At 36.8% G+C, this 19,088-nt stretch carries 15 protein-coding genes and 1 pseudogene; 13 read left to right on the forward strand and 3 right to left on the reverse strand.

The window, feature by feature from the left end:
* Positions 1–69 precede the first annotated feature (69 nt).
* The 4 genes from JCM9157_RS25370 to JCM9157_RS13275 all read left to right on the forward strand — a co-directional run bounded on the left by JCM9157_RS25370 (position 70) and on the right by JCM9157_RS13275 (position 3,878).
* Entirely contained in the window at positions 70–435 is a 366-nt protein-coding gene (locus JCM9157_RS25370; protein ID WP_235714999.1) for a hypothetical protein, read from the forward strand.
* The gene (locus tag JCM9157_RS13260; protein ID WP_235715000.1) at positions 417–1,445 is read left to right on the forward strand and encodes a sugar transferase; all 1,029 of its coding nucleotides are present in this window, start codon (positions 417–419) and stop codon (positions 1,443–1,445) included. The genes JCM9157_RS25370 and JCM9157_RS13260 overlap by 19 nt, the downstream gene beginning before the upstream one ends.
* Positions 1,446–1,619: 174 nt before the next feature.
* Positions 1,620–2,750 (forward strand): lipopolysaccharide biosynthesis protein, encoded by a 1,131-nt coding sequence (locus JCM9157_RS13265; RefSeq protein WP_035665345.1) that lies wholly within the window; start codon positions 1,620–1,622, stop codon positions 2,748–2,750.
* A gap of 330 nt (positions 2,751–3,080) precedes the next feature.
* Positions 3,081–3,878 (forward strand): glycosyltransferase family 2 protein, encoded by a 798-nt coding sequence (locus JCM9157_RS13275; RefSeq protein WP_035665348.1) that lies wholly within the window; start codon positions 3,081–3,083, stop codon positions 3,876–3,878.
* A 102-nt stretch (positions 3,879–3,980) separates the two neighbouring features.
* On the opposite strand, the gene JCM9157_RS13280 is transcribed toward JCM9157_RS13275, so the two are convergent.
* Positions 3,981–5,105 (reverse strand): glycosyltransferase, encoded by a 1,125-nt coding sequence (locus tag JCM9157_RS13280; RefSeq protein ID WP_235715001.1) that lies wholly within the window; start codon positions 5,103–5,105, stop codon positions 3,981–3,983.
* A 25-nt stretch (positions 5,106–5,130) separates the two neighbouring features.
* Positions 5,131–6,312, reverse strand: coding sequence for a glycosyltransferase (locus JCM9157_RS13285; RefSeq protein ID WP_035665352.1), 1,182 nt, complete (start codon positions 6,310–6,312; stop codon positions 5,131–5,133).
* Positions 6,313–6,569: 257 nt separating this feature from the next.
* On the opposite strand from JCM9157_RS13285, the gene JCM9157_RS23455 reads away from it, so the two are divergent.
* From JCM9157_RS23455 to JCM9157_RS13300, 4 genes are read left to right on the forward strand one after another with little or no spacing between them, the layout of a single operon-like run.
* Complete coding sequence (locus tag JCM9157_RS23455) at positions 6,570–8,702, forward strand: cell wall-binding repeat-containing protein (RefSeq protein WP_052013136.1); 2,133 nt, start codon at positions 6,570–6,572, stop codon at positions 8,700–8,702.
* A gap of 22 nt (positions 8,703–8,724) precedes the next feature.
* A complete protein-coding gene (locus JCM9157_RS26095; RefSeq protein WP_052013137.1) occupies positions 8,725–9,462 on the forward strand; it encodes a S8 family serine peptidase in 738 nt (245 codons plus the stop codon).
* The gene (locus JCM9157_RS26100; protein WP_052013138.1) at positions 9,462–10,082 is read left to right on the forward strand and encodes a S8 family serine peptidase; all 621 of its coding nucleotides are present in this window, start codon (positions 9,462–9,464) and stop codon (positions 10,080–10,082) included. Before JCM9157_RS26095 ends, JCM9157_RS26100 begins: the two co-directional genes overlap by 1 nt.
* 8 nt (positions 10,083–10,090) lie before the next feature.
* Positions 10,091–10,774, forward strand: a complete 684-nt coding sequence (locus tag JCM9157_RS13300; protein ID WP_052013139.1) for a cell wall-binding repeat-containing protein — start codon at positions 10,091–10,093, stop codon at positions 10,772–10,774.
* Between the two features lie 40 nt (positions 10,775–10,814).
* Here the strand turns inward: JCM9157_RS13300 and JCM9157_RS24055 are convergent, their stop codons facing one another.
* On the reverse strand, positions 10,815–12,992 hold the full coding sequence (locus JCM9157_RS24055; protein WP_081734182.1) for a cell wall-binding repeat-containing protein: 2,178 nt from the start codon (positions 12,990–12,992) through the stop codon (positions 10,815–10,817).
* Between the two features lie 183 nt (positions 12,993–13,175).
* Between JCM9157_RS24055 and JCM9157_RS13310 the strand changes: the two genes are divergently transcribed.
* The 5 genes and pseudogenes from JCM9157_RS13310 (at position 13,176) to JCM9157_RS13330 (ending at position 19,012) form a co-directional block, all read left to right on the forward strand.
* Complete coding sequence (locus tag JCM9157_RS13310; RefSeq protein WP_035665353.1) at positions 13,176–14,549, forward strand: O-antigen ligase family protein; 1,374 nt, start codon at positions 13,176–13,178, stop codon at positions 14,547–14,549.
* A 151-nt stretch (positions 14,550–14,700) separates the two neighbouring features.
* Complete coding sequence (gene galU, locus JCM9157_RS13315; protein ID WP_035665355.1) at positions 14,701–15,597, forward strand: UTP--glucose-1-phosphate uridylyltransferase GalU; 897 nt, start codon at positions 14,701–14,703, stop codon at positions 15,595–15,597.
* Positions 15,594–16,910, forward strand: a complete 1,317-nt coding sequence (locus tag JCM9157_RS13320; RefSeq protein WP_173401257.1) for a UDP-glucose dehydrogenase family protein — start codon at positions 15,594–15,596, stop codon at positions 16,908–16,910. The genes galU and JCM9157_RS13320 overlap by 4 nt, the downstream gene beginning before the upstream one ends.
* A 206-nt stretch (positions 16,911–17,116) precedes the next feature.
* Positions 17,117–17,877, forward strand: a pseudogene (locus JCM9157_RS13325) (glycosyltransferase family 2 protein).
* Between the two features lie 55 nt (positions 17,878–17,932).
* Positions 17,933–19,012 carry a glycosyltransferase family 4 protein gene (locus tag JCM9157_RS13330; protein WP_035665357.1) on the forward strand — a complete coding sequence of 360 codons (1,080 nt, stop codon included), beginning with the start codon at positions 17,933–17,935 and terminating at the stop codon, positions 19,010–19,012.
* The last annotated feature ends 76 nt before the right edge of the window (positions 19,013–19,088 follow it).

Raw genomic sequence — 19,088 nt, forward strand, 5'->3', positions numbered from 1 at the left:
CCTTAGTTTATCTGTTGTAGACTAAGGGTATTTTTATAGATATAAAGTTTGATTATAGGAGAAATGAATATGACAAATATGTTTCCAAAACGTACATCGCGTTTTTTAATCATATTAGTGGATATTTTACTTATCTTGGCTGCATATTGGGGTGCCTTCACCTTGGCAAGTCAATATATTGTAATACAGCCTCGTAATATTGATGCGTTAGTGGAAATTATTCCATGGGTTTTACTAACTGCGGTGTGCTTTATTTATATGTTTGAACTTGATTTACTTGTAAAACGGGATCAAACAGAGTTGATTAGAAAGTTATTAGTTGCCTCTGCTTGTATTATGGTTGTGACCATTGCTATTTCGTTCTTATTCCGTGAGTTGCTTTACCGCGATCTGTTATTTTCATGGCGCATTTTTTCATGTTTGTTTTATGGCTAACTTGGAAAGGTGTATTTACTAGAATTAATTGTAAAATGCTTAATGAAAGAGCTGTTTTCATTGGTAACGAGAGTGAATTAGAGTTAATTAAAGAAAATCTAAAAGACTCTAAATTAATTAATAGTAAAAGTGATGTTGCTTGGCTAAATCAAGATATTACATTAAGTGAAATTAAAAATGAGATCTTACCATATGGCTTAGTGTTTATTGGATCTAGCATGAAGGAAAAGAAGAAAAGTGATATCCTTTATTATGCGATGAAACAAAAGAAATCAGCTTATATGATTCCGAATACAAATGATTTATTTATTATGAATACGTCTTTCACAACGGTTGGCGATACGATGATGCTAGAGGTTAAACCATTCGAACTGACAACGGGTCAAATGTTAGCGAAGAGAATTTTAGATGTAGCGATTTCTGCTTTGTTACTAGTGATCACTTTGCCTATTATGATTAGTGCAGCTCTAGCGATAAAATTAGAAGATGGTGGACCGTTTTTCTTTAAACAAGAGCGTGTCGGGCAAGGACACAAGCCTTTTCATATATTGAAGTTTCGATCCATGATTATAGATGCTGAAGCTAAAACAGGGCCGGTTCTCGCTAAGTCTGCTGATAGCCGTATCACCAAGGTGGGCAAGTTTATTCGTCGAACAAGAATTGATGAACTTCCACAGTTATTTAATGTTCTTAAAGGGGATATGTCGTTAGTTGGTCCAAGACCGGAACGTGAGTATTTTGCTAAGAAGTTTGAAAAAGAAAACAAGTGGTTTTACTATCGCAACTCTGTTAAGCCAGGTATTACTGGTTATGCACAGGTGTTAGGATTTTATACAACTAGTGCAGACGCTAAATTAAAGTTTGATCTATACTATATTAGACACTACTCAATCTGGTTAGATATTGTTTTATTATTTAGAACTGTGTTGGTTGTCTTAAATAAAACACAAGCTGAAGGACAACAAGAAAAAGTTGCGAAGCAAACTATTTTTAAGCGTGCGAAAGCGTAATAGCAACTAAGGAGTGAGGAGATCCTCACTCTTTTTTGTGATTTTAGGATTATCGCTCGAGCTGATTTAAAAAAGTCATCTATGGTAACCTATTTTTTTTAGATAATGAGGTTGTTAGGTTGGAAAAAGGGAGACAATATAAGGAAGAGTACCTGTACGGAAAGAGGTTTTTTTATGTTAGCTAAACATGCTTTTTATTATTTTATCTCGCACGGGTTACCGGCTCTTATCAGCTTTGCCAGCATTGCTATTTTTACTAGACTTCTTACACCAGAGGAGTACGGAGTTTATGCTCTTATTTTTGCTATTGCAGGTTTAATAAATGCAGTTGTGTTTGAGTGGTTAAAATTTAGTTTAATTCGCTATTATCCTAAACATAAAGAAGATCCGAGCTTTTTAGAGACCGTCAAACTGTCTTTTGTGGGACTTGTTTTAACGTCCACAGTAGTAGGGCTTATTTTTTATTTAACCTTTGAACGATTAACATTTACTTATGTCGTTCTTTGTTTGGTTTTATCATGGAGCCAATCTTGGTATGGTATTCATTTGTCTTTGTTAAGGGCCCAGTTAAATCCAAAAGCATATGGCTACTTGTCTTTTAGTAGGGTTGCTCTTGGACTAGCGTTTAGTACATCCCTTATTCTAATCGGCCTAAACGAGATCGGATTATTGATTGGAATGATTGCTGCATTCTGGTTGACCTTACTTGTTCCAACGTTGAGGGTATGGAAAGCAAAGCCGAACGTTACACAACTTGACAGGAATATGTTAAAGGGTTTTGTAAAATACGGTTTTCCCTTATCAATTACGTTTTTATTAACGGTTGTTATTCATAATTCTGACCGATTAATTATCGAATACCTCTTGACGACAAGTGATACGGGTTTGTATTCGGTTACCTATGACCTAACACAGCAAACGATTTATACTTTTATGATGGTTATTAATTTAGCTGCTTTTCCCATTGCAATTAAAGCTCTTGAGGAGCAAGGCGAAGTAGCAGCCTATACACAAGTAAAGAAGAATACAAGTCTCATTTTTCTCATTGCAATTCCAGCTGCGCTCGGAGTTATCATTTTATCAAGTAATTTTGTCTATTTATTTCTTGGGGCAGAATTTAGAGAACAGGCCATGATGCTTATTCCTTATATTGCTATTGCAGCGGTTTTACGAGGGTTTAAAATTTATTGTGTGGATATTGTCTTTCATTTGAAACAAGAATCGTCTTTACAGGTAATTCCTGTAGTAGGTGCTGCCATTGTTAATATTGCTCTTAATTTTTTATTAATCCCATTTTATGGATAGAGGGAGCTGCAATTGCGACACTTATTGCTTATGCGTTAGCTATATTAATGAGTTGGATCATTGTTCATGTAAAAATTAGCCCATTGCCTTTTCCGATGGGCGATTTTTTCAAGATCGTTTTGGCTACACTAATAATGGGAATCGTAATCTGGCCTTTACGTAATCAGATTGGTCTAGGTATGTTCATTTTCCAGGTAGTCTTAGGCGTATTTGTATATGGTATTTGCATTATAGGTGTAAATGCTCTCGGGATCAGAAAGTTTATTAAACAGTTTTATGTTAGTAAAGTAAAGAGCAGGTTTCATGCATGAGCTAGAGAGGAGGAGATGGATGACGATCAGTGTCGTATTACCTACACTTGGAAAAAGAAAAGCTGAACTTTCAAGACTTTTTAACAGTTTAGCCAATCAAACGATCAGTAATTTCGAGGTCGTTATCGTATCTCAAGCTAATCATGAGATCGTCAGTGAACTATTAGACCAAGTTTCTTTTTCCTATCAGCATATTCGAATTGATACATTAGGTCTTTCTCATGCTAGAAATATTGGAATGTCATATATTAAAAACAACATTGTCACATTTTCTGATGATGATTGTTGGTATCATTCAGAAGCTTTTAATGAAGTACTTAGTTATTATGAGACAAACGACTCTGCTATTGTTTGTTATCAAATATACGATCCAAAAACGCAAGAATATTATAAGACGTATTTAGATTACTATCAGCAACAAATAAGAAGAAGAGATTTGTTCCGGAAATCTTCTATCGAATTTTTTATTGATGTCAGCAGAGTAGATAGGGACTTGGTGGTTTTTGACGAAGATTTTGGGCTAGGGGCAAAATACCCAAGTGGTGAAGAGAACCTCTTTTTGTTTAAGATGTACCAACAGGGCCACAAGATAAGCTATGTTCCAAAGGTCATTGTTTATCACGCTAAACCACCTATTGAATCAAGATTGACATATCAGTCCTTTGTAAGTAAGGGACCTTTATTTAAAAGGATGTATAATACACCTATTGCTTTAACGCTGTTAACTGGTTTGTTTTTTAAGAAAATGAGGCATTTGGAAAATCCCTTTCTGTATTATAAGGATGCAGTAAGAGAGTTGTTTTATTCTCAGAGATAGTGCGAACGGTACGGGAATTGGTAAACGCAAAACAAGTGAATGAACTAAAAGAAACGCTAGATCATCTCTAGCGTTTTTTTGTCGCATGATTACTACTTTATTTTAGATAGGATCCAATAAGCCTTTGTACCATTGCACTAACTTATCCTTTTCCGTCTCCCAGTTTAAGCCCTCAAGAATGGCACGTTGACCGTTTTTTCCCATTGCCTTAGCTTGTTCTGGATTGGAGATTAAAAAATCAATGGCTTCTTTTATTTGCTCTGGTTGATTCGGATTCACAGCTATTCCGCATCTGTGTTTTAAGACGAATTCCTTCCAAGATGGAAAATCTGAGCATAAAATAGGAATTCCTGCTTTCATATATTCGAAGAACTTTGTAAGTTCTTTTTCTGCATAATGCTCTGTATATGGAAATAAAGCTAAACCAGCAAGTTTGGGCCGATCAGTATATCTTGCATCGATTGTCTCTCTAGGTACATACGTATTAATCCCTTCTATTTCTAAGCGAGTACTGTTATTTGCCGTTTCTGCTAATTTATTGGCTAATTCCACCGAACAACTACCAACAATTTGAACGCTCACTTCTGGATGAATGTTGATTATATTGGCATGATGAAAGGCCCCCCGGTCCTCTGTTACATTACCTGTATAGATCAGCTCAAAATTTCGATTAGAACCTGTATTCTCACTCTTAACGAAACCTTGCTTTTTATCAATAAGAGGGTAATTCAATAAAAATAATCCGTTTGGGAAATTCCTGCTATAGTATTTTTCTGCTAAGCAGGTTTCCATCTCTTTGGAGAGGTTTCTTTCTATGAGCCTGAAAAGCTTTGCAAGAACGAGCCTAATGGATCGCGGTAGATAAGGTTTCTGTTTGATACTTGTTTCATAATCTTCATGGACATCGTAAATAATAATCGTGTCCTTCTTTTTAAGTAGTTTTCCAATCATTAATAACTCGGGATCGTGTATATGATAAATAGCTGCATTTAATGTACGAGCTACTTTATAGGCATGATAACTACCTAGAACAAATCTTAAGAATCGGTTGTTGTATTTTTTAATGGGGTGTAGCTTTACTTTGTTTATGACAGATTCCTTGATCTCTTTATTGTCCGTGACGATCAAGGAAACATCAAACCCTGCTTGAGCTAGAGAGGTACATTCTTTATGGAAAATTCTAGTGTCAAATGGTTGGTGGACTGTTGTAATATGAACGACCTTCAAATTTCTCCCCCTCTCAATAGCCTTTTTAACCTACTATCTTATTAAATATATGCTTATAATGTAAGACATTTTTCTTCCATGAAAAAGTAGTGGATGCAAGTTGTTTTGCATTATTACCGACTTCCGTTCTTAATTGTGCATTACTCAGTAAAAGAGTAAAGGTTTCAACAAGAGTTTCTACATTATTTGGAGGAATGAGGAAACCTGTTTTAAAATGCTCAATTGTATCACTAATTCCTTCCCCTTCACAGGCTATAACTGGTTTACCTAAAGACATGGCTTCTATGTAGACAATTCCAAATGCTTCCATCCAACTAGGTAATGAAAAAATGGTGCAGCTTTTCATGTAGGCGAGTACCTCATTGTGTGGGACCTTTCCAAGGAAAATAACCTTATCTTCTATGTTTAACTCTTTCGCTAGTCTTTTTAAATGATCTTTTTCTGGTCCCTCTCCAATAATCAGGTAACTACACTCTGGAAAATCACGAGTAATTTCTTTAAAAGCGAGTAAATTGATTTCAGTACCTTTTGATTGATATAAATTGCCTACACTTAAAATATAAGTTTGCTGTTTGATAAGTAAAGGCTTGCTTTGATTAAGTATTATATTTACACCATTAGGTATGACTTCGCACTTAGACAGGACGTTAGGAAACAGCTCAGTTATTCTTCTCTTTAATTTTTCACTAACTAGTATAATGGATTCTGTTTTTTCCAAGATCGACCTAATGGTTTTCTGACACTTATGGTTAATGTGAACAGTAGTTTGAAGGTCTTTTCCATGAATGGTTAACATACACGGTACCTTATATATTTTTGCCAACTTAGTACCTACATAACCACTAGGTAAAGCAACATGTGTGTGAATAAGATCAAATGGATATTCTTGATAAAGTGTTCTTGCTAATTTTCTTATGGCAAGATAGGCTGAATGCCCACTTAAATGAAAAAGTAATGACTTTGGGAGCAAGGTATATCTTGGATGGTAGACTTCGACACCATCATAAATTGTTTTTTTAGGTATTTTTGAATAGATTCTCCACTTTTTATTAAGGACATGTAATGGGAATGGAACAATTGGTATTGGACAAATGACTTTGACCTTTAGCCCTTGTCGTTGCATTTCTTTTACTTGATCATGAATGAAGTTTCCATATACCGGATCACTGTTGGTTGGGTACATATGAGTAATTACCAAAATGTTCATATAAACACATCATTTCATTTCAATCTTATCTTGCTATCTTTATCAGTTATGGACAAAAGTACTGATAAACAATCTTAAACCCCACAGAAAAGCTCAAACTCCTTTTAGTATTTACGATTTTTTGCATCTATAAAACCCCACTCTTCTGTTTTAATGTACTGAGAGGACAGTACGGACAAAAAAACGACCTTTTTCAGAATCCTTACATACATAACCCTTTTTATATTAGGTGACGCTAAGTAGATGGAGGGATGAAAATGGAAGTTGTAGATCATGAGTTAATACCATATAAAGAAGGTTTTACTTTAAAGTTATATTTAGATCCTTCACTATTGGAATTTTCAAAGGAATTAACAGAACTAGAAAAAAATTCGACGAGTTCACTTAACCAGTCGATAAATGAATATATTGCAAGAAGATTCTCATCTATTAAAATCTATTCATGTAAGGTGATTATAGGTACGATGATTATTACAACGCTCTCCTTACATACAGATGATAAATCTATCGTTTTAGCGGTCGATAATACCTATACAGTAGTGGCTGGTGACACTTTATCTCAGATCGCGAGACAGTTTAATATCACAGTAACAGAATTACGAAACTATAATCAGTTACAATCAGACCAAATTGTTGTTGGTCAGACACTTAAAATTCCAGGATTAGGTCAAAGTGAGGTCATTGAATTATTCGGGCAGGATCGATATGACACGAGTGTAGCTATCTCTAAACATGGGTGGTCAAATCAAGCGAATGCTATTGTCTTAGGACGCGGAGATATAGCTATTGATGCCCTAACTGCTAGTGTTCTAGCAAAGAAGCATGAATCGCCTCTTTTATTAACTCGTTCAAACCAAATACCCAAAAGTGTTATCGATGAAATCTCAAGACTTAAGCCTAAGACCATTTATATTGCTGGAGGTACAGTAGCAGTATCAGAATCTATTGTTGCCGATTTGAAGAATAGAGGTTATCAAGTTATTCGAGTCAGTGGTCAAGACCGATATGATACGTCTGTTCAAATGGCAAAACAAATCAATAATAAAACCGAGGTAATTTTGACTACAGGTGACGCGAATTCACCTGATGCTTTAGCTGTTGCACCGTATGCTGGGGTTAGCCAAATACCAATTGTGTTTACAAGAAGAGATCAGGTTCCAGGTTCTGTAGCCCAATATATTAGAGAAAATCAAATAAAAAAAGTTACTATAATAGGTGGTGAAAATGCCGTTTCAAAAGGCGTCATTAATCAATTACAGAATCTTGGAGTCAGTCAAGTTGAACGAATTGCTGGTGCGAATCGTTATGCTACTAGTGTACAAATTGCAGAAAAGTTTAAAGGAAGTCTTACGTCAAGTAGTGTTTATATTGCTAGTGGACAAAGTTATATTGATGCCTTACCGGCTTCAGCTCTTGCAGCCAGGAATAAGGCACCAATTATTCTAACCGCAAGAGATAGCCTGCCTGCAGATGTAAACAATTGGTTTACGACGAATAAAGCAAATCTGAGGCAGATAGCCGTACTTGGAGGGACCAGTGTCATTGCTAATCAGGTCAGAGATCAGTTGAGGGGTAAGCCAGCTACAGTAGATCCTCCTACAGCTATACCTACTCAGGAAGTTGCGCCTACCGTTCAATTTTACACAGTGCGTTCAGGTGATACGTTATCGGCTATTGCTAATCGGTTTGGTACGACTGTAAATAGCATCAGGCAATTGAATAACTTAACAAGTGATATGATTCAAATTGGACAGGTATTGAGAGTATCAGTAGAAGGTAGTTCTGATTCACTCCAAAAAACGATTACGTACACATCACATACAGTCCGAAGTGGAGATAATCTCTGGAATTTAGCTATTCAATACGGAGTTCCCATGAATGAGCTGATGCAAGTTAATGGGCTAAATCATAATAGCCATTTATTTATTGGTCAGGTGTTACAAGTACCAGTTCATCATATTCCCGTAAAGCCAGTAGTAAGTGCACGGCACGGTGAACTGCTGGATTGGTGGTCAGAAGCTAGGTATGTATTTTCTACAGGTAAAACTGCAACTATTACCGACTTTCAAACAGGAAGGCAATTTCAAGTTAGACATACAATGGGTGGTAACCATGCCGATAGCGAGCCCGTAACCGCTCAAGATGCTCAAATTATGAGAGAAATATGGGGTGGTTCATTCAGTTGGACTCCTAGAGCCATTATTGTAGAAGTTGATGGAAGAAGATTAGCAGCAGCTATGCACTCTTTTCCACATGGGGATCAGGTGATACGAGATAACAATTATAATGGTCATTTTTGTATTCATTTCTTGAATAGTCAGCGACATAGTGATGGGCTTATCCAGGATACGATGCAAACGCAGGTTCATATTGCTGCTGGGACGAGATGAGAAAGAAGGAAGGTGGAAAGAGATGAATAGATACGTTCCGTTGGTTCTTATTTTTTTTCTACTGACCAGTTGTACGACCTTGGATGAACAGCAAAAAGTAAGAATTCAAACGCTAGAAACTGATACAACTAGAGTAATCGTCTCTTTCAAAGACCAGATTGTTGAACAAGTTGTTGAAGAATCAGCTGGGGAAATTATTGAAGTAATGGATACTGTACCTGTTTTAACAGCCAACATACCAACTGATGAACTTAATGATTTAGAAGAAAATCCACAGGTCGAACATGTAGAAGAAGATCAAGTCATCATGATTCAAAATGAACAAGTTAGTTGGGGAATGAATCGAATCAGTGTAGGATCTGCTTGGAACAGCGCACTTACTGGGAAGGGTGTAAGTGTAGCGGTTATTGATACGGGCATTGATCGTAATCACCAGGATCTTAAAGTAGTGGGCGGTGTCTCAACAGTAGATTATACAGATTCATACCATGATGATAATGGTCATGGTACTCATGTAGCAGGTATCATAGCTGCCCTTCACAACGGGATCGGCATAAGAGGAGTGGCTCCTGACATAGAGTTATTTTCGGTCAAAGCACTTGATGAAACAGGTGCTGGCTATGTATCGGATATTGTCTCAGCTATAGATTGGTCAATAAGGAATAATATTGACATAATAAACTTAAGTATTGGGATGCCTAGACATTCACATTCTTTAGAAACCATTGTAAATCGTGCTTATGAAAGAGGAGCCTACTAGTGGGAGCTGCAGGAAATTATGGGACAACTGATATAACGTTGGACAACGTTTTCTACCCAGCTAAATATAATTCTGTTATTGCTGTAGGAGCTACAGATTCTCAAAATGCTCGAGGTCGATTTTCTTCTCAGGTGAATGCCTATTCGGCAACGGGCCCGACCCTTGAAATTGCAGCACCAGGTGTAGCTATTTATAGTACTTATCCTAATAACAGATATCAAAATATGAATGGTACATCAATGGCTGCTCCATTTGTGACGGGCGCATTAGCCGTTTTGAAAGAGGCATATCCCACTCAGACCAATCAGCAGTTACGTCAAAGGTTAAGGGAAACTGTTCTTGATTTGGGAGTTGTCAATCGTGATCCTGTATTTGGTTATGGTTTGCTTCAAGTCCCCAAAAACTTCCGTTCAATTGTGGAGCTACATGGAAAAGACCGTTATTTAACAGGAGTAGAGATTGCGAGAAGAGGATGGTCACAAAGGGCAGAGGTTGTTGTACTTGGTAGAGGAGATCAGCCAATTGATGCGTTAACAGCAAGTGTGTTAGCCTCAAAGTTTCATTCCCCTTTACTATTATCCCGTCCTGATTACTTAAGGATGAAGTCAGAGCTGAACTAAAACGTCTAATGCCTAAAGAAATTTATATTGCAGGAGGAACGGCTGCAATATCAGCAGCAATTGAAAGAGAGATTAGAGCAATGGGGTTCAGTGTAAAACGAATAGGTGGACAAAATCGATTTGATACCGCAGTTCAAATTGCTACTGAGGTAGGTGTGGCGAACCAAATATTCTTAACAACAGCTAATGAACAATCGCCAGATGCGCTCTCCATCGCTCCTTATGCTGGATTAAAACAAATACCTATCTTACTAACGAGAAGAGATCAATTATCTAAAACAGTAGTTGATTTTATTGTTAGAAATAACATTAATCACGTCACCCTAATAGGCGGAACACAAGCCATATCCGATCAGATTAGAGAGCAATTATCTGCTCTTAATGTTCGAACGATTGAAAGAATTTCAGGCGATACAAGATTTGGCACGAGTGTTAAGATTGCTGAGAGATACGCATCGGACTTTGATTTTTCTAACATTTCCATCGCGAGTGGGCGAAGTTTTATTGATGCACTGCCAGGATCCCCTTATGCTTCAATGCAAAAAGCTCCTATTCTCTTAACCGATCGAACTCGGTTACCTATGGAGGTACGTAGTTGGATGGAACAACAAAGACTTTCAAGAACCACTTTCACCTTTTTAGGTGGATATGGAGTTATTACGGATGAAGTACGCAAAGAGTTTTTATACTAGGAAAAGAGCGTTTGGATAAATCCAGACGCTCTTTTTTAAGTTACTTTATCGTATTGGCAATTTCATTCCGCACGGATTGATTAATGGCGTTAGTTCCTCCAAGGAAATAAAGATCAGACTTGCTATTTTGCTGTAACCAGTCTTTTACTGGCTTTGGAAGAGATGTTGGTCCGGTGAGGACAATCGGTGCTTCGCTCATCGCAGCCAGTGGGGAACCAGGCAAGGCATCAACAAAACTGACTCCACTAGCGAAGAAAATGTTATTGCTTGTAAATGAACTACTAAACCGATTAGCAATCGCTATACTCGTTTGATAGCGATCTTGCCCATGAACGCGTTCAACAGTTGTTACACCAAGCCCCTTCAATTCTGTAAGTGCCGTTTCATTTATGGCATTTACGCCACCAATTACGGTAACCTTCTTTATATTATTCGTACGAATATAATTAACAACAGATTGAGGCAAACGTTCTGGTCCAGATAATAGTATCGGTATTTGTTTCATACCAGCATAGGGAGCAATGGATAAAGGATCGGATGAAAGGTCGTTGCCGGTTGTTAAAATGATTTCAGTAGGATGCTTAATTTGGTTGGCCATTTGTACTGAAGTATCAAAACGATTACTGCCACTAATTCTTGTCACTTGGTAGCCTTGTTTTTCTAGTTGACTTTTAACCGTATTTGAAATGGCCACTTCTCCTCCTGCTAGAAAGATACGTTTAGGTTTTAACCGTTGGATCTCTTCTGCTACCTCAGGTGGGAGCTGGTTTGAACGTGTTAATAATAAAGGAGAATTATGTTTCTTTGCTAAAACACTACCTGTTAAAGCATCAATTGGAACATCACCTCGTCCTAGGACGACGGAATCAGACTGTTTCCAACCGTGTTTTGAAATAACAACACTAGTGTGATAACGATTATCCCCCTGTAGTTCTGTATAAGCTTTTTCTGTATTACCTTCCTCAATAACATCTGAAGGAGGTAGAAGATTTGGATCAATCAGCCAGTCCATATAACTGCCCCAAATCACAGGATTCTCCTGTCCTAAAGCCCAGCTACCTGTTCCTTTTAATTTATATTTGTGGACAAGTTCGACCTTTGCCTTAAGAGAGTCGGCGTTTTCAAACCATGCTGTATATGTTCCAGGACGATAGGTGGTTGATCCAATCGTAAAGGAAGAGGGAATGGTGAAACGCGCATAAGGAGATTTGCTTTTTTCATCAAATGTTACAGTACCATTAAACCGAGAAACAAGTGTTTCAACGTGGGCTTTAGGAATACCGCGTCCCCCTAGTGAAGCAGCCTCCCCATCAATCCAATATCGACCAAAGAAAGGAAGTCCTAATACTATTTTTTCTTTAGGTGCATGTTTTAGTAGTTCAGTTATGGAGCGTTCCACCCAACCGTAACTAGCAACAGGACCTGCAGGACTACCGTTAAAACTTTCGTCATATGCCATTAACATCAAATAATCCGAGTGTTCAGCTAGTTTTTTATAATCATAACTTCCATGCCAACCAGTCTGCCAATTATTTGGATTAGCAGCAACCGCAACGGATACTTCTTTATCTGTTGGCAGTTTTTCTCTTATTAAACGAACTAAATCAGTAAAGTTATCGCGATCAAGATGGGTAACATTTTCAATATCTACATTTACCCCGTCTAAGTTATACAACATAATCGTATCAGCTATTTGCTGAGCTAGTTGGTTACGATTGGAAAGAGCAGCCCGTCCTAACTCGCGATCCCAATGATTGCTTAAAAAAGGCACGACCCGAATTCCACGTTTATTCATTTCTCTAATAAATGCAGGATCGAATTGCCATGATAATTTCAATGAGCCATCTGGATTTAGATCGAAGTAACTTGGGGCAACAACTTGTAGGTTGCCTTTAGTGCGATCGACAAAGCCTATTTGGGCTTGTGTGGATCCAAAAAAGAGATATGACATTGTAAAATCAGCAGCCTCTACTCTTCTATCATTCATCGGAACAGAAGCTAAAAGCAGGGAACCGACCATTATAGAGACTGTTGTAATTTTAAAATTAGGGAAAACTCTTCTTGCATAGTCTAATGCAAGTCTATCAATTCTCTTTCTTTGTTTAGTATCTTGACCATCTAATTCTACTGAAAACTCTGTTGAATCAGGACTAATATATAAGATGAGATGATATTCATCTCCACGTTTTTCTAGTCTTGTTTTAGTGAAAAAATCCACGAATTCACCTTCTTTTCTTGCTATCTGATCTTCTTAATATACACAATCTCTAAGTACATATACGTGATCTAACTTTCCACCTTATTGGGTTATGAAATGGTTAATTATGGAGAGACTATACGATGGTATCTATTTTTAAAATGATTGATTTTCTAAAGAGATTAGAGACAAAGGAGAAACTAAATGATTAAATCAATTCCAAATATGACTTATGCGTTCATCTTTTTTTTATGTTTAATAATTTTCAAACCAGCACCAGGAGTTATTTTAGGTCTTTGGACAGTTAATATTATTGCATTAGTTGTACTTGCCCTTTTAGGGCTATATTTATGTTACGTCTATATTAGACATAGAGGTCCTCTCATAAATTATGGGATACATGTAGCTAGTTGGAGGGAAAATCCAGTCTTCTTATATTTACTGTTAAGTAGCTTTTCCCTTATTTTATCAACTCTATATGGGATGAGAGTATCACCAGCACTTACATCACTACAAGATCTGATTGAGTTACATAGATATGTCTTTTATTTGCTGTTTTTTATACTAGCCTTAAATGTTCGGATAGAGGATTTAAGAAAGTTGCTCATCCCGATTGGATTGATCATTCTAGTTGTAGAATTATTTGGCGTCTTACAGTTCTTTAACCTTTTCAATGTGAATAATCATATTGGATTGTTTTATACAATTTCGGAGCGACACTATAATATGATCATTCGGCAACAACGTATTCCGAGTTTTTTTCTCAACCCAAATATGTATGGTTCCTTTCTTGTTATTGTTGTAGGGTTACTGCTTTCCTATTTGACGTTTACTAAGCTCTTTAAGAAAAGGTATATTCTGCCTTTACTTATACTCACTTTTATTAGTGTTTTTCTTACGACTTCACGAACAGCTGTGATTACAGTAGCAGGACTGATCGTTTATTGGACTTTGTTTTGCCTTGTTTTTAATCGGGGTTATTGGAAGAGAACTATTCAACTAGGAATAACAACTCTCCTTTTATATGGAGCCTTAGCCTTTATCCTCATACCTCAGATTACGTATTTAGATTACGCAGCTGACCAAATATTTGAAAACATGGGGAAACCACTTGGGAAAGGAGAAGAAGATGTGGGGGAGCCTAAAATAAGGTTTAAGGAATCCATTGGTAACATCAGAACATCAGTCGACTCTGTTAATAGTTTTAAAAACCGATATGAGTATTGGGCGATGAACATGGAAAAATTTAAGCAACAACCTATCATAGGTCATGGCCCAATGAAGTCAGGTGAGTTTGTTGCATTTGCTGATAATTCTTATCTCTTTATCCTTGCCCGATATGGACTTTTAGGACTGTTGATCTTTCTTGTTTTTTATTTTTATTTATATATGAAAACGGCTTTTACGGTAAAGAGCAATGGAACTAGTGACTCGAAAAAGATTTTGGGTTTAGCAATTAACCTTATTATTGTGGGATATGTAGTCATGGGAATTGTGGCCGAAGTTTGGTTTAATCTTCAGTCTATGACCATTTTATTCATGATCATGGGGTTATTTTATAACAAACATCTTAAGTAACATGCTAGAAATTCCTCTAACTATACAGTTTATTAAATAATTATATTTTCGATCTTTCTAATTTTTACAGAGTTTGTACAAAGGAATGGTCATGAACAAGCAAATCGAGAATAAGTTTAAATAAACGATTCATTAGTTAGGGGTGGAATGCTTGAAGGTAAAAAAAGCTATTATACCTGCTGCAGGGTTAGGAACAAGATTTTTGCCAGCAACGAAGGCACAACCAAAAGAAATGCTACCAATTGTAGATCGACCAACGATTCAATATATTATTGAAGAAGCAGTCGCATCGGGAATTGAAGATATACTTATTGTCACTGGACGTGGAAAAAGAGCGATTGAAGACCACTTTGATCGTTCTTTTGAACTTGAAGAAAGTCTAGCAAAAAAGGGGAAATTAGAAAGTTTAAGAGAAATGAGACATATTTCAGAGATGGCCGATATCCATTATATTCGGCAAAAAGAACCAAAGGGCTTAGGGCATGCTATCTGGTGCGCTCGGAAATTTATTGATAACGAACCATTTGCAGTACTGCTTGGGGATGACATTGTCGTCAACGAGGGGGATCCATGTTTAAAACAATTGTTAAATCAGTTTGAAGCGACTAATTCTTCCATTATCGGTGTTCAAGACGTGGAAAAAAGAGAACTCTCGAAGTATGGAGTAATCAAGCATAGTCCGAATAAATGGAATAACCATCTATATAGGATTGAATCTTTAATTGAGAAGCCAAGGATAGAAGAAGCACCTTCTAATTTAGCTATTATGGGAAGATATGTATTAACACCAGAAATTCTAGATGTGCTAGGACAATTAGAGCCTGGGAGAGGAAATGAAATTCAACTAACTGATGCTCTACAGCTCTTAACAACTGAACAAGATTTATATGGTTATCATTTCTCAGGGAAGAGATATGACATTGGTGACAGACTTGGTTTTATTCAAGCAACTTTGGAGTTTGCTCTAATGAGAGAGGATTTAGCAAGTTCAGTATCTACTATGCTAAAAGAGATTGTACGAAAGCTTGATAAAGGTGGTGCCATGTGATGAACATATGTGTCATTGGTACGGGCTACGTCGGTCTAGTTTCTGGAGTTTGCTTCAGTGATAAAGGTCATTATGTTACTTGTGTTGATATTGATAAAGAGAAAATTAATAATCTTAAAAATGAGATTATACCCATTTATGAACCTGGTTTAAAGGAGTTACTGAAGAAAAATAAAGATGAAGGTCGTTTGCAGTTTACTTCCAATTTAAGCGATGGGATCGCCGGGGCCGAGGTTGTTTTAATAGCGGTGGGAACTCCTGCAAGAGAAGACGGGGAAGCGGATCTACAGTATATAAAAGCAGTGGCTCGTTCAATTGGAGAGAATTTAACAGACTATAAAGTGATTGTTACCAAGAGTACAGTGCCAGTTGGAACAGGGCAAATGATAAAAGAAATTATATCTAATACAGCGGGACACTCTCATTTTGACATTGCTTCTAACCCTGAATTTCTTCGAGAAGGTTCGGCAATTAAAGATACTTTTCAAATGGAACGAGCGATTTTTGGGGTCGAGTCGGAAAGAGCAGAAAGGATATTAAAAAAGCTACATGAACCTTTTCAAACAAAAATCGTGGTAACTAATGTTGAAACGGCAGAGATGACGAAATACGCGGCCAATGCCTTTTTAGCAACGAAGATCAGTTTTATTAATGAAGTGGCTAATCTTTGTGAAGCTTCAGGAGCTGATGTGGAGAAAGTAGCAGAGGGAATGGGTTATGATCATCGAATCGGAAAAGCCTTTTTACAAGCAGGAATAGGTTATGGAGGCTCTTGCTTTCCAAAGGATACCCAAGCATTACTGAAGATAGGTGAAAAGGCTGGCTATAGTTTAAAGATTGTTCCTGCTGTGGAGAGTGTAAATAAAGAACAGCGGTTACGATTGATAAATAAGTTACGTTGTGCTTTTGGAAAAGAGGGGTTAAAAGGGAAAAGAGTGGCTGTGTTAGGACTGGCATTTAAACCGAATACAGATGATATGAGAGCAGCGCCTTCTGTGGATCTCATTCCTTTACTTGAGCGCGAAGGTGTTGAGGTGATCTGCTATGATCCGGTGGCAACAAGTAAGGCGAAAGAAGTCATCGAGTCTTTACAATCTACATCTACCCTTTATGGAGCAGTGAAAGATGCTGAAGCTATTTTAATTCTTACGGACTGGCAGGAGTTTAAAGATATGAATTTAGAACAGGTGAAGCTAGAACTGAAGAGACCTATTATCATTGATGGTCGAAACTTATTTGATCCCTTAAAAATGAGGGATATTGGCTTTTATTATGATTCAATCGGGAGAAGTGTTGTCAAAATCGAAGAATGATTATTCTACATTATTTCATCTTTCTTAATTTTAGAGGATAGCCGTATGAGACTTCATAACGGCTATCCTCTTTTTTCAATTAATAAAAGGACGGTTAATTACAGCTTAAGCTGTAAATACTTTCAATATAAAGTAAATCCTAAGATAAAAAGTTCCTAGCTGAATAGGGACAAGCCTGATTTCTATTTAAAAAGGAGCCACACAACATGTCAGCAACCACTCTGAAACCTTTAGTTTCAATTGTGACACCAGTATTTAATGCAGAACGGTTTGTTACAGAAACAATCGAGTCTGTTCTATCACAAACCTACTCAAACTGGGAACTGATATTAGTCGATGATTGTTCCAGCGACCGGAGTAAAGAGATTATTCAATCCTTCCAAGAAAAGGATCAGAGAATTAAGTATGTTTGTCTAGAAACCAATATGGGGGCTGCTGTAGCCCGGAATACAGGGATAAATAAAGCTATTGGAAAGTATTTAGCTTTCTTAGACAGTGATGATATGTGGCATCCTGACAAGCTTGAGAAGCAGGTAGCTTTATGGAAGATGGTCAGAAAATATTTAGTTTTACAGGCTACCATTTGTTAAAAGAGGATGGTTCGCAACGTGGAAAGGTAATCACTGTACCAAGTGTTGTTACTTATGAGTCTTTGTTGAAAAACACCATAATAGGATGTTTAACGGTTATGTTGAACATCGAGGTATTAGGTAAAGTCCAAATGCCAACAATACGTACAAGACAGGATTTTGTTCTTTGGTTATCTATATTGAAAGCTGGAAATGTTGCTTATGGTCTTCAAGAAGATCTAGCGTCTTATCGAAAAGTCAAAAATTCGATTTCAAGTAATAAATTGAATGCAGCGAAGCGTAATTGGAAAATTTACCGAGAATTTGAGAATCTCCCATTTCTAAAAGCTTGTTACGTGTTTATTAATTATGCCTGGAATGGCTTAAGAAAAGCTTAATTTTATGAGGGGAATATCTTTGCTTACGTGATTTGGGGAAGGAGGAAGGACAAAATTGCTAAATTATGTAGTAGGGCTTATTGTGGCATTTTTAGTCTCTGTTGTAACGTTACCACTCATTATTAAATTTTCTAAAAGGTTTGGCTTTGTTGATCAACCTAACAATCGAAAAGTACATAAAGATATTAAACCGAGGCTTGGTGGAATCTCCATTATTCTAGGAACCCTAGCTGGGTGTTTCGTATTAATGCCCAAAAGTGAGTATATGGTTGCTATTATTGTCGGTGCCGTAATCCTAATTATCACAGGGATCTTGGATGACCGCTATGCCTTGAGTGCTAAAGTGAAGATTATAGCGCAGATTACTTCAGCTGTTGTTGTTGTTTCATCTGGCCTTCGAATTGAGTATATATCGCTCCCATTTATTGAACATCTTGAGTTTGGGATACTTAGTTATGTGGTAACCGTATTTTGGATTGTTGCCATAGTAAATTCTATCAATTTAATTGACGGTTTAGATGGCTTAGCTGGTGGTGTGTCAACGATAGCCATTATTACTATTTTGGTTATGGCTTCATTCAATCCAATAGCTCAAAATACGGTAATTGCATTTTCAGTTGTTCTAATTGGAAGTACTGTTGGATTCCTGTTATATAATTTTCACCCAGCCAAACTATTTATGGGCGATACAGGTTCATTATTCCTTGGTTATAGTATTGCAATTATTTCCATTTTAGGATTTTATAAAAGTGTGACTGCACTAAGCTTACTTGTCCCTCTAATTATATTGGGGGTTCCAATTATTGATACGTTCTTTGCCATCATTAGGAGAGCGTTAAATAAGCAAAAGATATCATCACCAGATAAAGGTCATCTTCACCATCGCTTGTTAGAAATGGGATACGGTCACCGTGAAACGGTTATGATTATTTATGGAATAAGTATTTTATTTAGTGTGGCAGCACTCGCTCTTTCTAATTCAGCTTTCTGGGGGTCACTCATAATCATTACAATCTTAATGGTTAATATTCAATTATTTGCGGAATTTATTGGATTGATTGGAAAGGAAAGGGCACCAATATTAAAGGCTGTAAAAAAGCTTTCGTTATTTACACAATCTTTAAAAAGAGATTAGGTTTGAAAATTAATATTAGAAGGAATAAGAAAACAATATATTGTTTTCTTATTTATTTTGTAATTAACTTGAAAAC

The sequence above is a fragment of the Halalkalibacter akibai JCM 9157 genome, assembly GCF_000513135.1.
GTDB lineage: Bacteria > Bacillota > Bacilli > Bacillales > Bacillaceae_D > Halalkalibacter > Halalkalibacter akibai.